17 protein-coding genes and 1 pseudogene are annotated in these 20,919 nt (G+C 42.4%); 9 read left to right on the top strand and 9 right to left on the bottom strand.

The genetic code is table 11. The annotated features are described in order from the left end of the window. Positions 1–149: 149 nt before the first annotated feature. The gene (locus tag F6K20_RS01030; protein ID WP_131826829.1) at positions 150–332 is read left to right on the top strand and encodes a hypothetical protein; all 183 of its coding nucleotides are present in this window, start codon (positions 150–152) and stop codon (positions 330–332) included. Positions 333–401: 69 nt separating this feature from the next. Then, positions 402–1,013 carry a Uma2 family endonuclease gene (locus tag F6K20_RS01025; protein ID WP_287293408.1) on the top strand — a complete coding sequence of 204 codons (612 nt, stop codon included), beginning with the start codon at positions 402–404 and terminating at the stop codon, positions 1,011–1,013. A gap of 193 nt (positions 1,014–1,206) precedes the next feature. Here F6K20_RS01025 and F6K20_RS01020 read toward each other — a convergent pair whose 3' ends face one another. Together F6K20_RS01020 and F6K20_RS01015 are read right to left on the bottom strand one after the other, a co-directional pair. Continuing rightward, complete coding sequence (locus F6K20_RS01020; protein ID WP_287265822.1) at positions 1,207–2,238, bottom strand: hypothetical protein; 1,032 nt, start codon at positions 2,236–2,238, stop codon at positions 1,207–1,209. Positions 2,239–2,272: 34 nt separating this feature from the next. Further along, positions 2,273–4,309 (bottom strand): pentapeptide repeat-containing protein, encoded by a 2,037-nt coding sequence (locus F6K20_RS01015; protein ID WP_287265824.1) that lies wholly within the window; start codon positions 4,307–4,309, stop codon positions 2,273–2,275. Positions 4,310–5,048: 739 nt separating this feature from the next. Here F6K20_RS01015 and F6K20_RS01010 point away from each other — a divergent pair. Together F6K20_RS01010 and F6K20_RS01005 are read left to right on the top strand one after the other, a co-directional pair. Continuing rightward, positions 5,049–5,321, top strand: coding sequence for a type II toxin-antitoxin system Phd/YefM family antitoxin (locus F6K20_RS01010; protein WP_008191289.1), 273 nt, complete (start codon positions 5,049–5,051; stop codon positions 5,319–5,321). Then, positions 5,302–5,574 (top strand): annotated as a pseudogene (locus tag F6K20_RS01005) (Txe/YoeB family addiction module toxin). The gene F6K20_RS01010 and the pseudogene F6K20_RS01005 overlap by 20 nt, the downstream one beginning before the upstream one ends. Positions 5,575–5,974: 400 nt before the next feature. Here F6K20_RS01005 and F6K20_RS01000 read toward each other — a convergent pair. Beyond that, positions 5,975–6,184: a hypothetical protein gene (locus F6K20_RS01000; RefSeq protein WP_071986988.1), complete on the bottom strand. Its 210-nt coding sequence runs from the start codon at positions 6,182–6,184 to the stop codon at positions 5,975–5,977. 416 nt (positions 6,185–6,600) lie between these two features. Between F6K20_RS01000 and F6K20_RS00995 the strand changes: the two genes are divergently transcribed. Further along, positions 6,601–7,353, top strand: a complete 753-nt coding sequence (locus tag F6K20_RS00995) for a Uma2 family endonuclease (RefSeq protein ID WP_008191284.1) — start codon at positions 6,601–6,603, stop codon at positions 7,351–7,353. A 220-nt stretch (positions 7,354–7,573) separates the two neighbouring features. On the opposite strand, the gene F6K20_RS00990 is transcribed toward F6K20_RS00995, so the two are convergent. Continuing rightward, on the bottom strand, positions 7,574–9,379 hold the full coding sequence (locus F6K20_RS00990) for an ABC transporter ATP-binding protein (protein WP_287293404.1): 1,806 nt from the start codon (positions 9,377–9,379) through the stop codon (positions 7,574–7,576). Positions 9,380–9,905: 526 nt separating this feature from the next. Beyond that, positions 9,906–10,367, bottom strand: a complete 462-nt coding sequence (locus F6K20_RS00985) for a DM13 domain-containing protein (RefSeq protein ID WP_008185966.1) — start codon at positions 10,365–10,367, stop codon at positions 9,906–9,908. 512 nt (positions 10,368–10,879) lie between these two features. On the opposite strand from F6K20_RS00985, the gene F6K20_RS00980 reads away from it, so the two are divergent. From F6K20_RS00980 to coaE, 3 genes are all read left to right on the top strand, one after another. After that, on the top strand, positions 10,880–11,008 hold the full coding sequence (locus tag F6K20_RS00980; RefSeq protein ID WP_287293402.1) for a hypothetical protein: 129 nt from the start codon (positions 10,880–10,882) through the stop codon (positions 11,006–11,008). A gap of 91 nt (positions 11,009–11,099) precedes the next feature. Next, entirely contained in the window at positions 11,100–12,341 is a 1,242-nt protein-coding gene (locus tag F6K20_RS00975; protein ID WP_287293400.1) for a transposase, read from the top strand. A gap of 233 nt (positions 12,342–12,574) precedes the next feature. Beyond that, positions 12,575–13,228, top strand: coding sequence for a dephospho-CoA kinase (gene coaE / locus F6K20_RS00970; protein WP_008185972.1), 654 nt, complete (start codon positions 12,575–12,577; stop codon positions 13,226–13,228). A gap of 374 nt (positions 13,229–13,602) precedes the next feature. Here the strand turns inward: coaE and sir are convergent, their stop codons facing one another. Next, positions 13,603–15,555, bottom strand: coding sequence for a sulfite reductase, ferredoxin dependent (gene sir / locus F6K20_RS00965; protein WP_008185973.1), 1,953 nt, complete (start codon positions 15,553–15,555; stop codon positions 13,603–13,605). A gap of 367 nt (positions 15,556–15,922) precedes the next feature. Continuing rightward, positions 15,923–16,471 (bottom strand): outer membrane beta-barrel protein, encoded by a 549-nt coding sequence (locus F6K20_RS00960; protein ID WP_008185975.1) that lies wholly within the window; start codon positions 16,469–16,471, stop codon positions 15,923–15,925. A 220-nt stretch (positions 16,472–16,691) separates the two neighbouring features. On the opposite strand from F6K20_RS00960, the gene F6K20_RS00955 reads away from it, so the two are divergent. Next, positions 16,692–16,943, top strand: coding sequence for a hypothetical protein (locus tag F6K20_RS00955; protein WP_008185977.1), 252 nt, complete (start codon positions 16,692–16,694; stop codon positions 16,941–16,943). Between the two features lie 31 nt (positions 16,944–16,974). Here the strand turns inward: F6K20_RS00955 and recJ are convergent, their stop codons facing one another. Next, positions 16,975–19,998, bottom strand: a complete 3,024-nt coding sequence (gene recJ / locus F6K20_RS40440; RefSeq protein ID WP_502708799.1) for a single-stranded-DNA-specific exonuclease RecJ — start codon at positions 19,996–19,998, stop codon at positions 16,975–16,977. 494 nt (positions 19,999–20,492) lie between these two features. After that, a complete protein-coding gene (locus F6K20_RS00945) occupies positions 20,493–20,645 on the bottom strand; it encodes a hypothetical protein (protein ID WP_287254674.1) in 153 nt (50 codons plus the stop codon). Positions 20,646–20,919 lie beyond the last annotated feature (274 nt).

Below are 20,919 nucleotides of genomic sequence, written 5' to 3'. Positions count from 1 at the left end.
TTATTAGGGAACATGGAACAGGGAACAGGGAACAGTGCGTAGGGTGCGTTAGGGGCGGGCTTGCCCTCATGTTAAAACCTAGCGCTAGTGTTGAAATAGCCCGTCCCGTAACGCACCACCCAAGGGCTTGTTGCTAATGTTGGAGGCAGTTGGGCATCAATCCAAATGTTCATGCTGTCAGTGTTCAGCTGTCAGCCGTGGCACAGGCTTTGGCCTTGGCCTTTTGGCCTTTTGGCCACGCTACGCGAACGGCCACGCTGTGCGAACGATGCTGTGGCTTAACTCAGATTAAAGCAATGCTTACCTGTTTTATTCAAAAGCACCTCAAGTAGCGCATAAGCTGATAGCTTACATTTTAGTTAGGTGTTGATAACAGTAAGGTTTTAGTAGGAGACCGCTCTATGATTTTATCAGCAACCACAACCGGTATTAGTCCAGAAGAATTTATTGCTCAGTATGGAGACGATGAACGCTACGAACTCATTGATGGAGAGCTAATTGAGATAGAAACAACTGGCCCCCACGAGCAAGTAGTGGCGTTGATTAGCCGAAAGCTTAAGGTAGAAATAAATCGTTTAGATGTACCTTATTTTATCCCACACCGTTGCTTAATTCAGCCCTTGGAAACCTTCAACGCTTTCAGACCAGATCTGGTTGTGCTTGATGAAGGAGAATTGCTCAACGAACCACTTTGGGCAAGGGAACCAGTGATAACTCTGGGTACTACAGTAAAACTTGTGGTTGAGGTCGTTAGTACAAATTGGCAGAATGATTATGCTCGGAAGTATGAAGATTACGAAGCTTTGGGCATTCCAGAATACTGGATTGTGGATTATCTCGGTATTGGCGGAAAATACTTTATTGGTAGCCCCAAGCAACCGACGGTAACGGTCTGTTGTTTGGTAAATGATCAATATCAGAACGTAATGTTTCGTAGAGGGGATTGTCTCAAATCTTATCTTTTTCCTAACCTTAAGTTATCTACAGACAAATTATTTATAGGGCTGCGCTGAGGCAAGGGGGAAGGATCTCTAGTTTGATCCAGTGGTGCGTTACGGGCCGGGCTATCTCAACCGATGTCAACAGGGGGAAAATCAAGGGGAGCCCGTCTTATCACGCACCCTACGCCACTGTTCCCTAAAACCCTAAAATTTGTACCTCACCTAATTAAAAACCGCTATAACCTATTTGTAAATTAGATAATTTCTATTTTTCCGGAATAACCGGCAAATTACGTAATTCAGTATTGAGTTTACCTTTGTAATAAGAACTCTCTAAATAGGATGTAAATTGCAGGATATCTATCTGGTTTAATTCTAGTGGAACTCCATCAAAATCAATAATGGCTTCTATCGGTACATCCTTAATCAAGCTATTTTTTACATAACCTATGCGATTACTACTGTATGTACCAAATTCAACTTTTGTGGCTACATATTCTTTACCTTGATCCAATAGTCTACTTCTTTGAGAAGAAGTGCGATTGGAATATAAACGCAACTGAACATTTTCTTTAGTGCTTGTAATTAATATAGCACAACTTATGGATTGAGTACTTGAATTTACATTTAAGGATTTTTGGCAATTTTTAAATTTATATATAATACCTTCAAGTTTAACTGATTTTGCTGGATTTTGAGTAAGTATAGTGGTTGCGACTGTCGGAGTTGGTGAAATTACTGGAGAAGGAACAACAAGAGGTTGAACGTTTTCGATTTTAGCATTTAGTTCTTGATTTATTTTCTCTAGTTTATCATTTTCGATTTCTAGTTTTTTTAGTTCATTTTGTAGATTATTGACTTGTATATTAAAATCACTATTATTGCTTGTTATTCCTACTAATTCCGGAAAATTAGCCACAATAAATTCTCGGATTTTATACCCTCCAAATGTAAATAATGGTGCTGTCAAAATGATTAGTATTAAGGCAAAATTAAAATAGTTTTTCCATGTCTTGATTTTCGATTCTCTATCCATTGGTTCACACACCTCATAAATATCACTTTCAAGAAGTAGATCAGATAGTTCTAAGTCCCTTAAACTATCCATCACCGCTGTAATGGGGATTCTTCCATGCAGCTCATTTTTACGTTTGGAAAGCCGTTTTACTAATTCTTCTAATTGCTCTTGGGTTAAGCTATTATTTTTGGTAATTCTTCCGTCCAGCTTATCTTTCCGTTTGGAAAGCAGTTGTATTAATTCTTGGCATTGCTCTTGGGTTAAGGTATTTTTGCTCATCTGCTTTATTGACCTTATATTTAGTTTTTTATAGCTAAGCCTCTATCCATCCCTCAATCATAGCCATCAAAATGTTAACTAAGGGATGGTCTATGGCTTCCTTTAAAGCTTCTACTCCTCCTGATTTAAGAGCATTGATAACCTTAGCTTTGAGGGTAGGGTTATTCTTTATTTCCTCAGCAGCCCTCGCTACAACTGTTAACTTCTCAATCTCAGTACTAGTGGGATTACTCTGAGATAGTTGCTCCAGAAGTTGCTGGATTTCTGCTGCTGCTTCCGTTAGATTTTTGTCAGGTGCTTCGTAGTTATTTTGCTTAGCATTGCTTTCCTGACTACTAACATATTCACCTTTTTCGACATAGTTAGCACCAATGTTAAACTTGGCATTAGACTGATTACGCATGTCAATATTATCAATTCTAGTAGTTTCTTTATCTGCCATTGTTTTAACAATTCCTAGTAATTCAGTATTTTCTTCACGTTTATCTTTGATTTCTTGACGTTTATCTTTGATTTGTTCATATAAAAACTTGATCTCTATATCTTTAGCCTCTAACATTGGCTTGTATTTTGCCCAAAATTTTCGCTCGTATTCAGCTTCATCAACTTTGTCAGGGACTTTGACACGAATAACAAAAGCACCGTCACCTTTATTTTCCATTGTCTGTATGACTGGTAGCTCTTCTGTATGGCTTGTATCGCTTTCCACTCGAAGCTCCTGAAAAGTTTTCAGAAAAGTCTGCCAGTCGATACCATCTTTAAAAATTAAATCAACAGTATTAGGAATTTTATGAGCTAATTTAGCAAATTCCCCTGGTTCAAAGTTTCTCTCTTGGTCAGCAGGACGACGTTTAGGGTCTGGATCATTTTTACTAGGTAGTTTCAGGAAAATATAATCGCAATCAATTTCAAGTAGTTTAGTAGTATTGCTGATTCCCCAATCTTCGATATACGCTCCCGTTAAGGTGGCTCCGGTTAAATCTGCTCCTTCTAGTAACGTTTGAACTAACTTAGCTCTGGATAAATTAGCATTTTCTAAGTTAGCTCGGTTTAAGTCTGTTCCAATGAAGCTAGCATCTTGTAGATTAGCTCCCTTTAAATTAATACCTCTTAAGTCGAGGCCATCCCAGTTTTTATCTTGTCCCTCTCCAGTTATCAGCAATTGTCTAACTTTTTGATCTTGAAGGTAGCTTGTTCCTAGTCTAGCTCGGTCAAGCTTAGCAGTATTTTGCCAACACGTACGAGTGAGAGTAGCCTTTGTTAAATCTGTACTTTTGAGGATGGCTCCCGTAAAATCGGCATCGGTTAGGTCCGCATTGTAAAAACTGGTACCTTTTATAGCAGCCAAATCAATAGCAATACTCAGAATCGAGGCATCTCGGGGATCCCCTTTTAGAGCACGCCAGCCCAGATAAGTACCAAGTAAACCTACAGCTACAGCTACAGCTAAGGCTCCGGCTCCGGCTAAGGCTCCGGCTAAAAGTACGGCTACCTGAAAGGTTACGGCTCCGGCTACGTCTCCGGCTACGGCTCTGGCTCCGGCTACGGCTCCGGCGAAGAGTATGGCTCCGGCGAAAACTACGACTACGGCTAAGGCTAGGGCTCCGGCTAAGTCTTCGGCTCCGGTTAAGGCTCCGGCTCCGGCGAAGATTCCGGCTAAGGCTAAGGCTACGGCTAAGGATCCTCGGATACCTTGACGAATGATAATAGCAAATAAGACAATTATTACAAATAAAATCATCCAACTGTAACCTTGCTCTGCCACGTCGTTAGAGCTAAATATTGGCTCTACTAATTCCCCACCAAATACGCTGGTAATTCCTGATACTCCTGAGATTACCCATGAAAGCAATAGAAGAACAATTACCCACCGTTTTTGTAATCCGGCCTTCGCCTTACAGAACTGAGTTTCCCTTAAAATAGCATTCTTAAAATTAGCCCCTCTAATATCAGCTTCACTAAAATCTGCACCTGAAAGGTCTTCCCCCTGGAATGACTCACCTCTAAGATTTTTCCTACGGAAATCCCTTTCTCCTGCTGTATATAGTCTCAGAACTTCTTTAGCTTTCATCAGCGATCATCATATATACGAAAGGGAACAGGGAGTAAGGAGTAGGGAACAAAAATTATCACAATTCATTTGATGTTGAAGTGAATGTTGCATCGCTTCTTAGTACAGATTACAGTCAATAAATCAGGATTCCGGAAATATTTACGTGTGAATAAATAAGCTATGGCACATAGGCTCCCTCACAACCCTGCTACCGTCCTGCCCTTGCAATCAGCTTTGCTGCGCTAAAAGCGATTGCATCTATACTAGGGAAGTTTAGTTTTAGTAAAAAACTACAATAAGCAGTTTTTGTCAATAAACTAGCAATATTTCTTAATAAACACAATAAAGCAGTGTTTATTAACCTACAAACTGTTTCAGAAAGACATCCAGGAATAGGTTGTTGTAGCTGAAACCGATTTCTACCGTTGCGATGAAGCGAAGCGTGACCTAAGGTCAATCGCCTTTGGCTGCGCGTAGCGCATCGCACCATTACCTTGAAACCTTACTCTTTTACTTCAGCATAGCTGCCTTCGATAAACTTTTATTATGGATATTCAACCGGACTTGATATGAATGCTTACAAGCAACTCAAGGAAATATAGCGCTTTGTTACCTAATCAGGTACACATAATTTTTTCTCTCTTCCCTCTTCTGACTTTACTGCTCCCTACTCCCTAACACCAACAAATTTTTACCTCACCTAATTTAAAACCGCTATATTAACCTGCTATACTTAAGTATAAATGAGGAAAAAACAGTGAACTCTATCCCTATCAAGCAATTTAAAACTAACATCCAAGACTTTATTAAACAAGTCATCAATCACCATACTACCCTCAAAATAACCGATCCCAATCAGGGATACTTTATTATTATTAGTGCCGAAGATTTGGAACAACAACAAGAAACCTTGTATGTATTACAAAATAGCCATTTAATGGAACAGATTAACCATTCTCAAGCTACCCATACCCAAAATAAAGGCTACTCTCCCAATCAGGAAGAACTAGATGATATCCTTAGTATTTGAGGGCAAAACTTGGTAAAATTACGAAGAACTTCGTAAAAAAGACAAAAAACTCCATCAAACCCTTTGTAAAATCATCAAAGAAATGCTGAGAGACGATCCCGCTAAAGGAATGGGAAAACCTGAACCGTTAAAACATAATTTATCGGGGTTGTGGTCAAGAATAATTTCTCAAAAAGATCGCCTTATTTACAAATTTGATGATAACTATGTTTATATTTTTGCAATAGGTGGTCATTACGATCAATTTAATTGATTTTAGTTCATGTAGGGTGGGCAGTGCTTGATACAAATCAGCTGACAAAGCCCGTTACTAGGCACTGCCCACCATAGGTGTAGCCCCAATCATAAGCTGATAGCTGATAGCTGTTCGCGTAGCGTGCGCGTAGCGCTTAAGCTGATAGCTGATAGCTGATAGCTGTTCGCGTAGCGTGCGCGTAGCGCTTAAGCTGATAGCTGATAGCTGATAGCTGTTCGCGTAGCGTGCGCGTAGCGCTTAAGCTGATAGCTTACAAAAAAAAATAGCCGTAGAAATACTATCCACGGCTATTTCAATACTGTAAACGCAATTGTCTTGTCTATCAGTTTCCGAATCAATCCGGATGTGATCCTACCGGACCAGACCGGGGGGGAAACCCCCCCATAAATTTAACCTATTAACGCCAAGTTTGATACTTGGTTGCAAAACTAATTACTTGCCCCGGAATGCCCGTCGGTTGCAAAGGGCTCCAGTCGGAAACCGACCCATACCCGAGTGCGCAAAGGCCGTAAATAGTTTTGGTTACTGCTTCAGGAGAGCCCTTAATGTACTTAATACGTTGTTTCTTGGGATTATTGTTGTGATTCGGAATAAATTCTGTAGACATGGCTAAAAAACTAAATTTCGTTGTCTTGATGCAGTCGCTCATGGGGGAAACCCCCAAGACCGCGCTGCATCGCTTACAATGATTATTGTAATGATTATAATTTTAATTGTCAAGGGTTTTTATAAATTTTTTTTCCGGGGGTAATTTTAGTATAAAAAAAAGTGAATGCTAAATTATCAGCTATCAGCTATCAGCTATAGCAAAGGAAACAGGTGTACCTGATAGTTATGAAAAACGCTGTGAACATTTATTATCTGAATGGTTGCGATCAGAGATTGATAATTTTTCAAATTTGTTCAGATATTACTTGACTAGATCTAGCGATTGGCAGATCAGTTAATTATAAAAATGGTGCACAAAAAAATTAAATGGCTATAGACTAATAAGTACCACCTACTTATTGTACCCTAGCCGCCATGTCTTTGACTCAAGAATTAAAAACGGCAACAGAAACGCCAACAGAAAAGGCAACAACTGTACCGGAAGATGTTATATTTCCCCCTAGGGATTTATTCAGTGACGAACCACCTTTGGAAACTGATCTACATCGACTACAAATGACCCTACTCATCCAATGCCTAGAGTGGTTGTGGGATGAGCGTGATGATTTCTATGTCTCGGGAAATCTGACTATTTATTACAGTCCTCGACAACGTAAGTCTGAAGAATTTCGTGGGCCTGACTTTTTTGTGGTGCTGGGAACTGAGCGCAAACCTCGGAACAGTTGGGTAGTGTGGCAAGAAGAGGGGAAGTATCCGAATGTGATTGTAGAAATTATTTCCCCTACCACAGCAGATACGGACCGAGGATTAAAGAAGCAAATCTACCAGGATACATTCCGTACTCCCGACTATTTCTGGTTTGACCCCAACACCCTGGAATTAAAGGGCTTCCACTTGGTAGATGGTTGTTATCTCGAACTTGAGCCTAATCAAGAAGGTTGGTTGTGGAGTCAACAGTTGGCACTATATTTGGGAATTTATGACTCAAAATTACGTTGGTTTACTCCAGAAGGACAACTAGTTCCTGCCCCTACTGAAGCAGCCGAACTCGAAAAGCAACGAGCCGAACAAGAATGTCAGCAAAAGCAACAAGCTCAGGAGCAATTAGCTCAAATGGAGTCATTGTTAGCTCGTTATCGAGAACAGTTCGGTGATTTCCCTCAGTGATATAGCATTTCTCATAGCTATGAGGTACACATAATTTTTATCCTGTTCCCTACTCCCTACTCCCTACTCCCTAAAACCCATAATTCTATACCTCACCCCATTGATATAGCATTACACATGAAGGTCAGGACATTCCTAAACTCCGAAACTTAGTCATAGCTGACTTCTGACTTCTGACTTCTGACTTCTGACTTCTGACTTGCGCGTAGCGCCATAACTGCTATATCTGTAATGAATGTAACTGTGTATAGGTTCCATCTTTAGCCAGCAGTTGAGGGTGATTGCCAACTTCTACAATATGCCCTCGTTCCATAACTACAATCCGGTCAGCCTTCCGAATCGTTGACAGGCGATGAGCTACTACAAACGTTGTGCGGTTTTCCATCAAGTGTTCCAAAGCGTCCTGAATCAAAGCTTCCGAAGCAGTATCTAGAGACGATGTTGCTTCATCGAGAACTAACACCCGTGGATTACGAATTAAAGCACGAGCAATCGCTAATCGTTGCCGTTGACCACCAGAAAGTTTTGCCCCATTTTCCCCAATTAGAGTATCAAGTCCCGAGGGCAATTCCTGAATAAATTCTAAAGCATTGGCATCCTGAATCGCCTTGATTAACTGTTCTTCATCCAATTGTTCACTGCCATATACAATATTCTCTCGCACCGTACCTTCAAATAAGATAGTCTCCTGGGAAACCACTGATAGGAATTTCCGATAGGTCTGTAGGTCGAGGCTACTCATATCTGTACCATCTAGTAAAACTCTTCCGGTTGTGGGAGCCATGAAACCAATAATCAGACTTAATAACGTCGATTTTCCGGCTCCGGATGGTCCGACGATGGCAATGGTTTCCCCAGGATTGACCTGTAGACAAAAGTCTTGAATGGCAAACTGTTCCGTATCGGGATACTGATAACTAACGGAGTCAAAGGTGAATTCACCACGCACCTGTTGCAGAGCTATCTTACCAGGATTGCGCTCTAGGTCAGGACACTCCATAATTTCACCTACTGAGCGAATGGATTCAAAACCTTTGCCAATCTGTGGCAATACCGCTAGAATTTGCACTATCGAGTTAGTTAGGGAATCAAAATAGCCGGTCAGTAACACCACATCCCCCACTGTGATTGCCCATTGCTTGGTATAGACTAACCAGGCTGAGGTGATCAAGCAAACGAGACTGAATAACCGTAGGGTTACCCAAGAAGAGGAATCAGTGATGGCGTTAATCGAGTCAAGTCGCACCGCTGCCTCTTTCACCGTCACTAACTTGGCATCAATCCGTTCCATCTCAGTCTGTTGAGCACCATGAGCTCGTGTGACTGGGATTAGCTGAATCATCTCGATTAAGCTAGCTGCCATTTCTTCTAGTTGTTGCCGGAAAGCAGAATTGCGATCGCGAATCGGTCGTCTGAGTATCGAGATCAGAATCACAGCGGCTGGGACAGTTCCCACGAAGAACAGCAGGAACCAAGGAGCACGAATAGCAGTAGCGAAAATTGCTACTAAGATAGTTAGCACAGCAGAAGGGACAAACTGGAACAGGGTTGTTGCCAACCCTTGAATTTGTTCCACATCCCGCAAGAGTTTGGTTTGTAGTGCTCCCTTGCTGTTATTTTTGTAGAACCCAATCGAAAGCAGTTGCAGCTGCTGGGTGATTACTGAGCGCAGATTCGACTCCATGTTGCGAGTCGCCAGACTCATAAACCGGATGTGTAAGTAATGGGTGGGGATATTTTGCAGTATAGAAATCCCTAAGATAGCCCCATTAATCCATAACTCCGACAGTGGGTGAGTGCTTGGGTTGGCAATAATATCAATTACATTAGCAATCACCAATGGTCTGATCCATTCCGGACTGTGTTTGATCACATACACCGCCATCGACAGTCCGATTTTACCTAGGTCTTGGCGGTAGAGATAAAGTAGTGTCCGGAAGGGGTACTCACTCCGATACTCCTGAGGAGGTGACTCCTTGGGTAGATTAGATGCTGCCGTAACACTTTCCAGTGATAATGCTTTCATGTCCGCAGTCCCTATGTCTCTTCTAACTGGTACTGTCTTGCCACATGGACTGTAAAGAAACAGACAAGGAATTGTCGATTCTTATAAAGAAACAAAAAATATTTTTTTTATCAAAACTAGGTCTTTTTTAAAGTCTTTATCGTCGCCAAAACTAGTACTCTGTTAAAATTAATTGGAGCGCAAAATCCTAACAGCAACTAGCCAGTATTACTATTATTTATAGCACTTCTCATAGCTATGAGGTACAAAATTTCGGGATTTTAGGTAATAGGTAATAGGTAATAGGTAATAGGTAATAGGTAATAGGTAATAGGTAATAGGTAATAGGTAATAGGTAATAGGTAATAGGTAATAGGTAATAGGTAATTGGGTGTGGGGTGACCGGGTGTAGGGTGTAGGGGAAGATCAGGAGCTGGCTACCTTGCGACGGAACGGATGAAGCGATGAGCAACTAGCTCCCTTTGACCGTACTGCATCCCGACTCCCGACTCCCTACTCCCATTAACCCAGGACGAAAGTACCTCTTTTATAGGGAAGCGTAACCAAAGGTGATGTTAAACCGACGACACCAAATTGCTACAGAGCCAAATTCATCAAGATTCCAGTCGTCAGGAATAGCATAGCGTTGAGCACCACTGAATTGCTTGAGTCGGGCAAGGGTTACATAGTCTCGTGGTTGAATTTTACGAGGTACACTGCTGTTCCGATACAGGACTACATTCACATCGGGGCCACTACCAGTTTTAAAGGATTGATCGAATTCTAGATAGCGTTTACCATTTTCATTGACAATCTTGGCATTTCCTTGAGTGCGATGCCCTCTATCAACGGTGATAAAGCTTCCTGTGGCGATAGTAGAGGCTATTCGTTGACTGAGCAGAGCATTGTTTAAAGAGTTGTGTTTAACAACAGTTGTTTCTGCTTGCACAGCCGGAGTTGCTGCTGCCATTAACAATACGGATAAACCACCAACAATTAGACGTTTCATAACACTTCCTCCTAGTAATAAAAAATGAATTGAATCATTGTTTTAGTTGCTTAATTATTATAATGAACTACCATCCTGAAATCGCCCTAACTAATAAATGAAAGTTAGATGAGATTTAGACAAGAAAACTGAACCACTCAAAACTGACCCACTCATATCAAGTCCGGTTGAATACCCATAATCTAGGGGCCCGGGCGCGGGAAGTGTGGGGAGTGTGGGGCTTTCAAGGGTATGTTTTTAAGATTTCGGCATTCGCCTAGGTATTATTCAACAGAAATACATTTTGAAACCCAAACCCCAGCAAGGATTTGAGTATTAAAAAAAAATCATTAAGTGACTACTTCTTCTTAATAGCTATCCCCTGATGGGGCGATAGCTATTAAGAAACACATTTTGAAACCCAAACCTCAGAAAGGATTTGATATTTCTTGGAAAAATGTGTTTCTGACTACTGTTGGTAGTGGCCATCCCCGAAGCGTCAGGGGCTGAGATATTGTACCAACTTGAAAATTATGTGTAATGGTCGGGGAACTATTGACTTGGAAACTTTGGGGATAGTAACACAGAGCAACTGTTGGAGTACTGAAATTCATTTTGTAGACTGGCGTTACCCAGGTGGTTTTCTACTGGCGGCACCATGACTTACCAGCGCCCGGGACGGAGCTCCCTAAATTAAATAGTAGTCAGAAACAGGAAATTTATCAAATGTGTTTGATAACAGTAAAATAACTATTGTGCATTAACGCCGAGTTAGAGCAATTCCCTGTGAACAAAAATCGTCCAATTGCTTATCAACAATGGTTACGGGTGGTTATCAAAAAAATGCCTCATTTAAGTAAACCACAAGCAGTAGTATTAGGAATGTGGAGCTTTGCGATTGCCATGACTCATCATTGTGGTTTATCTACTGCGGTTGTGTTTTTGGGGGAAATTCTAGAGCAACCAGAGAACACGATCCGAGAAAGATTAAGGCAGTGGTACAATGGTAGGGTGGATAAAAACGGAAGAAAACGAAGGGAAATCCAGGTCGAAAATAGCTTTGTACCATTGTTAAGCTGGATATTAAGTTGGTGGTCATCAGAGGAAAAAAGTTTAGTATTAGCTGCGGATGCTTCTACATTAGGTCAGCGTTTTACTTTATTAGTTATTAGTGTGGTTTATCGAGGTTGTGGAATCCCTGTAGCTTGGAAAATACTCAGAGCAAACGAAAAAGGCAGTTGGAAACCCTACTGGCTCAAACTCTTAGATTCTCTTCAAGAGGGTGTTCCTTCGGACTGGTTGGTGATTGTCACTACAGACAGAGGTTTATACGCTGATTGGTTGTATGAAGCGATTGAACAATTGGGTTGGCATCCATTTATGCGTATTAACCATCAAGGATATTATCAATCCTCACCACAGGAACAATTTGTTCCTCTTTCAGGATTAATTACTCAAGTGGGGCAATCTTGGAGTGGAAAGGTAACTTGTTTTAAAACCAACAGTCTGTCTTGCACTCTTTTAGCTCAATGGGATTGTGGGTATGCCGATCCTTGGCTAATAGTAACAGATTTGAGTCCTCAACAAGCACAAATTTGTTGGTATGGTATGCGCAGTTGGATTGAATGTCTTTTCAAGGATATCAAACGAGGTGGTTTTGGTTGGCATCACACTAAAATGAATGACCCTCAACGCGCAGAACGTCTCTGGTTAGCCATTGCTGTTGCTACTTTATTTTTAGTCAGTATTGGTGGAGAGGCCGAAGCTAATTTGCCAGCAAGTAGCTTACCTCCTTTGGAGCAAATGAGCTCCTCCGCCGAGACCAAGGAAAATCCGAGCATCCATGAAAAGCAAATTTTATTGCCAAAAACTAATTCTACTCGATTTTTAAGTTGTTTCAGACGAGGATTTTTAATAATTTTGGCATCTGCGATTAAGGGCATGCCTTTACCTACAGGCAGATTTAGTCCCGATTTTCCTCCTGCCCCTGGATGAATCTTAAAAACATACCCTTGTAAGGGAGTGTGGGGCCCGGGCGCGGGGAGTGTGGGAGATGGGGGAGATTTTGATTAAGGGTAATCATCCTGATCTGATATCAGCCCTCAGCTACTTTAGGGTAAGTTAGGGGAAGGGAATTGGGTGGTAACCCACCACCTGGTAGCACGGATTTGTGACCAACAGGTGCGATCGCATCCCTGATCTAACCACTGATTCTACACTTAACGCCCATGAATCAAAAACGCATCATTGGTCTAACCGGTGGTATCGCTACGGGAAAAACCACCGTATCGAATTACCTGGCTGATACCTACAGGCTACCAATTTTAGATGCGGATATCTATGCCAGAGAAGCAGTACAACCAGATTCACCAATCCTGAAACAGATTTATCAGCGCTACGGTTTACAAGTGCAGCACAGTGACAGTACCCTGAACCGTAAACGCTTAGGAGAGATAATTTTTAGTAACCCAACTGAGCGACAGTGGTTAGAGCAACAAATCCATCCTTATGTACGCGATCGCTTCCGATCTGAACTCGATACCTTTCTTGATGCAATAGCGAGTGGGGGAAACCCCCAAGACCGCGCTGCATCGCTAGTTGCTCCGACAGTGATATTAGTCATCCCTCTACTATTTGAAGCTAAGATGACAGACTTAGTGACAGAAATCTGGGTAGTCAGCTGCTCACCAGAACAACAGCTCAGACGGATCCAGAAACGCGATCGCATCTCTAAAGAACAAGCTCAAGCCCGGATCAACAGCCAACTCCCCCTCCAGCAAAAAATAGAACTTGCTGATCTAGTTTTAGATAACTCCTCTACCCAAGAAGCTCTAATCCAACAAGTATCTACTGCTCTTGCTACCAATTCATATCATCCCTAACTATTTAGAATTTAGAATTTAGAATTTATTAGAATTCAGAATTTAGAATTTAGAATTTAGAATTTAGAATTTAGAATTTAGAATTTAGAATTTAGAATTTAGAATTTAGAATTATAAGCACCGATCGCAGGATTAATTACCTACTCGCCATCTCTGTAACCCTTACATTGTAAGCCTTTGAGTTTTTTGAAATGTGTAATTAATTTTGTGTACCTGCTTACATTCTACATTCTACATTCTACATTCTGCATTCTACATTCTGCATTCTGCATTCTACATTCTACATTCTAAATTATGCATTCTACATTCTACATTCTACATTCTAAATTATGCATTCTACATTCTGACAGACAGCCTTAAACCTGCTAACCTAGTTATGGCAAATAAGCTTTCAGAGCCTCTGCTGCCAACTCCGTCATACTTTTCCCTTGGTTAGCAGCAGCTTCCTTAAGACGAGCATGGACTTCTTCGGGAATGCTAATTCGACGGCGATTTTTAGCAGTAGAAGATTTCTTAGCTGAGGATTTCTTACTTGCTAGCTTGGCATCTGGATTAACTATACCGCTACCTAGCTCATAGTTAGCAGAAAATTCCCGAAGGGCATCAAAGCCAATGCGATCGCAAAAATCCCCAAAACTCTCTTCTGGTTTGCGCTCTTGCCGAAACTGCACAAAAATTGGTTCAAAGAAAGATTCCAGCTCACTTTCTGGCATTTTCTGGACATAGGCTCGTGATAACCGAGTTTGATCTGGTGAAGCTCCCAGCCACACTTGATAAGCCTTTGGTGCACTACCGACAAATCCCAACTCTGCGATATACGGTCTAGCACAGCCATTGGGACAACCGGTCATTCGGATCACAAAATATTCCTTCTCTAACCCCAATTTGTCCAGCAGTAACCGAATCCGCTCAACCATGCCAGGGAGCGCCCGTTCTGATTCGGTAATCGCTAAACCACAAGTAGGTAAAGCTGGACAAGCCATGGAGTAGCGCACTAACGGTTCAATTCCTTCTGGAGTAACTTGAATACCGTGCTGTTCGAGAATCTGATTCAGGGTTTGCTGGTGGGTGGGGTCAATCTCATAGAGAATTATATTGTGGTTAGCAGTCAGCCGCATCGGTAGGGCAAATTTCTCAGTAATTTCCCGCAGAGCTGTTTTGAGTCGGAAATCCCCTTCATCTTTGACCCGACCATTCTCAATCGATATCCCCAGGAATAGCTTTCCGTCTCCTTGTTCGTTCCAACCCAAATAATCTTCGTACTTAAATGGGGGTAAGGGCTTAAACGGTGCCAGGGTTTTACCGAAGTAGCTTTCTACTTTTTCCCGAAACCTCTCGACACCCCAATCATTGATTAGGTACTTCATTCTGGCATGACGGCGGTTTACGCGATCGCCATAATCCCGTTGAGTTGCCACAATTGCCTTAACCAAGTCGTAGATATCCTCTTTCTCCACATAGCAGATGTGGTCAGCTAGACGAGCAAAGGTTTCTTCCTTATTGTGGGTACGACCCATACCCCCACCAGCCAGAACATTAAATCCCTCCAGTTCTCCCTGGTCGTTGGTAATTACCACCAACCCCACATCTTGGGTATAGATATCAATCGAGTTATCCCCGGGAACCGTTACGGAACACTTAAACTTCCGGGGCATATAGTGTTCCCCGTAGATTGGTTCCTCTTTGTCCTGGAAAATAGTACCATTACCATTGCGCTGCCGTGCTGCTTTCACCTCCGGAGCTTCCTCAGCACTAATTACCTTTTCCCCATCCAGCCAAATCTCGTAATAGGCACCGGTTTGAGGGGTAAGTAAGTCAGCAATCCGATCAGCATACTCCCAAGCATACTGATACTCTGGTCGATTTTTATATGGTGCTGGTGCAGCCATAACATTGCGGTTGAGGTCTCCACAAGCACCCAAGGTTGACCCCATATTGCGGACAATTGCCGCAATTGTCGCTTTCAAATTCTTTTTGAGAATGCCATGAATCTGAAAACCCTGACGGGTAGTTACTCGTAGGGTATGGTTACCATACTCTTCTGACAACTGCTCTAGAGTCAGATAAAGCTCTGGTGGAATAAATCCTCCAGGATTTCGAGTGCGCAGCATGAACTGATAGTCTTTTTCCTGACCCTTGACCCGGTTATCTCGGTTGTCTTGCTGGTAAGACCCGTGAAACTTAAGAACTTGAATAGCGTCTTCTGTAAAATGAGTAGTATCCTGTAGCAATTCAGTTGCCACCGGCTCACGCAAGAAGTTACTGCGTTCTTTAATTCCTTCAATCTTAGAGGGTTTGCGGGCTTTAGGAGTCTGAGATACAACCATTGGTTCGACGGATCTAAAAAGATGAATAAGTATAATTCCCGATAAATCGCTCGGGATTACGGTTAATGATTAGATCCTAATACTACCGTTGCCCATTGGATCGATAACTTTATAAATCCTAAAATTTATCTAAACCCACTCAGTGTGATTGAAGCAGATACCGGGAAAGAGGAAAGGGAAGAGTTGAAGGAAGGTTGAAGCGAGTAGATTCGCTCAAGCGAGTAGATGCACAAGAGGATTGTTGTCACCTCAGTTGAAGTATTTGACACTTTATACTTCATCCTTTATACTTCATCCTTCATCCTTCATCCTTCATCCTTCATCCTTCATCCTTCATCCTTTCCCTTTGACAATGGACATACTAAGTTTAGAAACGATAGCCTGCACCCAATTGAACACTGACAGACTCACCTGAACTATTTTCGTAAGCGTTAAGACCTACCTTAGTATTACCGTAAACCAAAACATCCTTAGCAATTTGGCTTTCAGCACCCAAGCCAAGCACCCAAGCATCTTGATTACCTATGGGTGTATTGTCTCCGTCATCTTCCACAAAAGAGTAACCAACACTAGCAAAAACATTAGTATTTTTGGCTACGCCTAGGTCAAAAGAAACACTAGGAATAATCGCGGTATTATCATCATTGAAAATAACATCACCACGTAGAGAAACGGGAAGCTTTGAAGTTGTCAGACGAGTTGTAATATTACCACCAATATTTTGGTCATTCCCTTGTCCATCACTAGTTACACCGGCGGCCAGACCAACGCCAATGTAGCTAGCATCTGTACCTTTGACGCTGAGATCATCTGCTCCTGGATTAGCTGAAGCCATACTATTTCCTAGTAAAACGGGAGCAATTGTTGTAGCGGCCAAAGTAGAAATGGTGAAAATAGATTTCAGTAAACCTTGCATTGTTTATTTCCTCAAATTCGTTAATTTTTTGTTCCTTTCTCTACAAGTCGTTGGGAATAAACAAAAGGTTCCTCAGGTTCTAAAAAAAAATCTAAATACTTGAAAGCCTTGAGATGACTTGAATCTGGCTAATCCGGATATAACTATAAAAAATTTGGCTTAGTTTTAGACGGCTTAATTAGTTGATACTCTTTAAAAGAGAGTCGGTTGTATCAATTAATTGAATGTCTGTGTTTTCTTAGTGGACTGTTTAGCAGGTGTCACAGATTGTAAGCATTTAGCTATCAGCTATCAGTTATCAGCGATCAGCGATCAGCCCTCAGGGATCAGCCCTCAGGGATCAGGGATCAGGGATCAGCGATCAGGGATCAGCGATCAGCGATCAGCCCTCAGGGATCAGGGATCAGCGATCAGCCATTCCCATAGCGTGGCCATTCCCGTAGCGTGGCCAAAGGCCAAGGCTGACTGCTGACTGCTGATTGCTGATTGCTGAATGCTTACGTCTAATCTTGTTTGATACCAACCATGCTATATCCAGTAATGGTAGACAGAGGCACCTGGTAAAAATACTGAAGTCGGAACTGTTCTTCCTCAATGGCAGCAAAAAATATTGCGATTGCGCGTAGCGCAATCGCATCATTCCCAGCAACATTCGTCCGCTCGCGTAGCGTGGCCAACGGCCAATCGGAAGACCACTCCCTCCCATGCCAGCTTATTTGTACCCCCGAGTCCTGGTAAGAAACCTCAAAACCAATCACTGATAGAGCATTCAGTCCTAACTCAACAGTGCGATCGCTTAAATCCAACTTCTCCTGCAATTGCACCAAAGTAGCCCATTGACCCGTGCGACTGAGGAACTTAGCAATTCCTAGCAACTTTTTCCAGGTGTCTTGGGCAGATAGTTGTTTAGGCCGTGGATATGCGATCGCTAATTGTCGTTCTGCCTGTATTGCTCTCCTACACCATACTTGTAACTCATCCCAACTCGTCGGACACTCATAAACCATTAGAGGAGTTAAACCTTGAAGGTGATCTGGTTGTTCGCGTAGCGTGGCCTTTTGGCCAAGGTTAGGAGGTTGAAGGTGATCTGGTTGTTCGCGTAGCGTGGCCTTTTGGCCAAGGTGATCTGGTTGAAGGTGATCTGGTTGAAGGTGATCTGGTTGAAGGTGATCTGGTTGTTCGCGTAGCGTGGCCTTTTGGCCAAGGTTGTCTGGTTGTTCGCGTAGCGTGGCCTTTTGGCCAAGGTGATCTGGTTGTTCGCGTAGCGTGGCCTTTTGGCCAAGGTGATCTGGTTGTTCGCGTAGCGTGGCCTTTTGGCCAAGGTTATTTGGTTGAAGGTGATCTGGTTGTTCGCGTAGCGTGGCCTTTTGGCCAAGGTTATTTGGTTGAAGGTGATCTGGTTGTTCGCGTAGCGTGGCCTTTTGGCCAAGGTGATCTGGTTGAAGGTGATCTGGTTGTTCGCGTAGCGTGGCCTTTTGGCCAAGGTGATCTGGTTGAAGGTGATCTGGTTGTTCGCGAACAACCTTCAACCTGCCAACTTTCAACTCTTGAGAACATTCAACCTTCAACTGGCCAACTTTCAACTCTTGAGAACATTCAACCTTCAACTGGCCAACCTGTAACTCTTCTCCCCGCCAATCTAAAATCCAATCCAGCTGATTAGAGACCTGTAAACAAGACTGGAAAAAATCTTTTTCTTGGCAAGGTTGCACAGCAACGAGGCGCACTTCTGGACGTTTTTCATAATTATTATAGTCTAATTCCACAACAGCATTACATCTAACTTTAGGGACTTCATCCTGATAATGTCCCCACCAAATTCCAGGAAAACCCATACTCGTAGAGTCATCCCAAATTTCAAATTTAGTTTTGATATACTGTACTTTTCGCCCTCTCAAATCCTTAGAGTTACGATTCAAAACCTGTTCAAACCAACAGTTTTTAATCAGCAATTTTGGCACAGGATTACCCATCCCACAAGGTTCCAGATGTTTCAATTCATCAAATAGTGCTTTCCCCAACTCAGCAACCTTAACCACCAAATCCGCTTCCATGGCTGGCATCATCAAAGCACCCGTCGTCCCTAGTTTTTGTGCCAACTGCTGGTTAATCGCTTCCCTAAATAAAGGAATATTATCCACTGGCAAACTCAACCCAGCCGCAAAAGGATGACCTCCGAAGCGATGCAACAAATGAGCTTGGGAATTGACTAATTCATAAAGATCAATATTATTAACAGAACGAGCCGAACCCCGTGCTATACTATAGGAGTGTTTATCCTCTAAACCTGCTTCTACCAGTTTGCTTTCTCTATCGCTACTTTCAGTACTTAATAAAACTGTACTTAACAAAATCGTCGGGCGTCCATATTCCTGAGCAATTTGACCTGCCACTAAGCCTAAAACACCAACTGGCCATTGGGGATCTTCTAGGACAATCACATTAGTAGTAGACAGATCAAGTTGGGCAAGTTTATCCTTAACTTGCTTAGTAATATCTTTTTGTAAAGACATACGGCGGGTATTAGCTAGTTCCGTCTCTAAAGCCAGTTGCTCACAACGTTTCTCATCCTTACTAGTCAGTAACTCAACACAAAATGAAGCATCCCCTTGAATCCGACTTACAGCATTAATTCTCGGGCCAAGTCCAAAAGAAATATCCGTCGGGCGATCGCCACTGCGTTTACACAACTGTAACAATCGCGCTATACCAGGACGAGAGCGAGTTTTCAGTTGCTGCTTCAGTTGTTCAATTCCCCGTTGTGCCAGGTAACGACAATCTCCAGATAATTCCACTAAATCCGCAATTAGACCAATTGCCACCAAATCCAGCAACCCCTCTAACCGTTGTTGGGGAATATTAGGTAAAACCTGATACATCGCTTCCACTAACTTATACGCCACCGCCACCCCAGACAAATGAAATAAAGGGTGAGTTTCAGCAAAATAGCGAGAATTGATCATAGAAACTACTGGCGGACGGTCATCTGGTAGAGTATGGTGGTCAGTGATAATCACATCCATTCCCAACTGGTGAGCATAATCAATTTCCCTCAGATTCGTGCTGCCAGTATCGCAGGTAACGATAAGTTTCACCCCAGAAGCGTTCAGTTGGTCAATTCCTGGACAATTCAAACCATGGGATTCCGTCAGGCGATTGGGAATGTAGTAACTTAGCTGTTGGTGCTGCCAGAAAAATTGTCCCAGTCCTTCCCATAGGACACTAGTAGCCGTGATTCCATCAGCATCAAAGTCCCCCCATATGGCAACCTTTGCCCCAGCCTCACGGGCTTGGAGTAGGCGTTTTACTGCCCATTTCATTTCCTGTCCAAAATCAAAAGGGCTGGTAGGTTGATACAAATCTGGGTTGAGGAAACCAGCTAGTTGTCTCTCCTCTCGTATTCCCCGTTGCCACAGCAGTTGAGCAGCATAATCTCCCGAATAGCCCTTAGTATGGGATTTGACAGCTTCGATGAACCACTGAGGAATTTCCGGTGGCGCTAGGACTTGCCATTGGGATTGGGACATGGATTGGGACATGGATTCTGACATGGATTCGGACATGAAGCTGATTTGCGATCGCTTATAGTTAGTCGAGTTAGTACAAGAATACTAACTTAATCAGAGCGACCCATAACCAACTTGATCTAGAACTCAGGAATCAGAATAAATTATTTCCCAGTTAATTAGTCATTAATCAGAGTTTGATCAGCAATTGCGGTTAATTCTGGATTATCACCATAAATTCTGGAGTCTTCTGATCACTTGCTGTAATTGAGTCTCCTGTCTCCTGTTTCCTCAAAAAAACAGCCAACTTCTGACATCGAACTGAGGTAGTAGAAGAATGGTGAAGAAGATATAAAAAAACCTGGGAGAAGAAAAATCTTCTGCCCAAGCAACACATAAAGGAAGAAAAATCATGGGGTAAGAAGAACTTTCTACCCAAACAAAAATCCCCCATCGTCTGTCCAGGACGATGGTCAATGAAGTGTAGTATACCACAAAAATGATTTTTTGACACCTCAAAAGTCTTTTTTGTCGGTTTTGTCTGTCCCAAGAGCAAGCTGTTGCCAATCTTCAACAGAGCCGAGTAACCCATCAGTCTCACCAGCACAATAGTTTCTCCACCCCAAGAGCAAGCTATTGCGAATCCTCAACAGAGCCGAGTAACCCATCGGTCTCACCAGCACAATAGTTTCTCCACCCCAAGAGCAAGCTATTGCGAATCCTCAACAGAGCCGAGTAACCCATCAGTCTCACCAACACAATAGTTTCTCCACACGATGACAGTTCTTTCCATTACCAAAAATACCTATATGTCTTGATGCAGTGGCTACTTTCTTGCCTCTTGCCTTTCCCAAGCGCGACTATGTTTACATCTCTTATAAAAATCCTATAGATACTCCTTAAAAGGATGTGCCAATATGCCCAGTATCAGATCAATTTCCA

This window comes from Moorena sp. SIO2C4 (genome assembly GCF_010672485.1).
Classification (GTDB): Bacteria; Cyanobacteriota; Cyanobacteriia; order Cyanobacteriales; family Coleofasciculaceae; genus Moorena; species Moorena producens.
The sequence above is the reverse complement of the archived record's forward strand: the minus strand, read 5'-3'. Positions and strand labels throughout refer to the sequence as shown.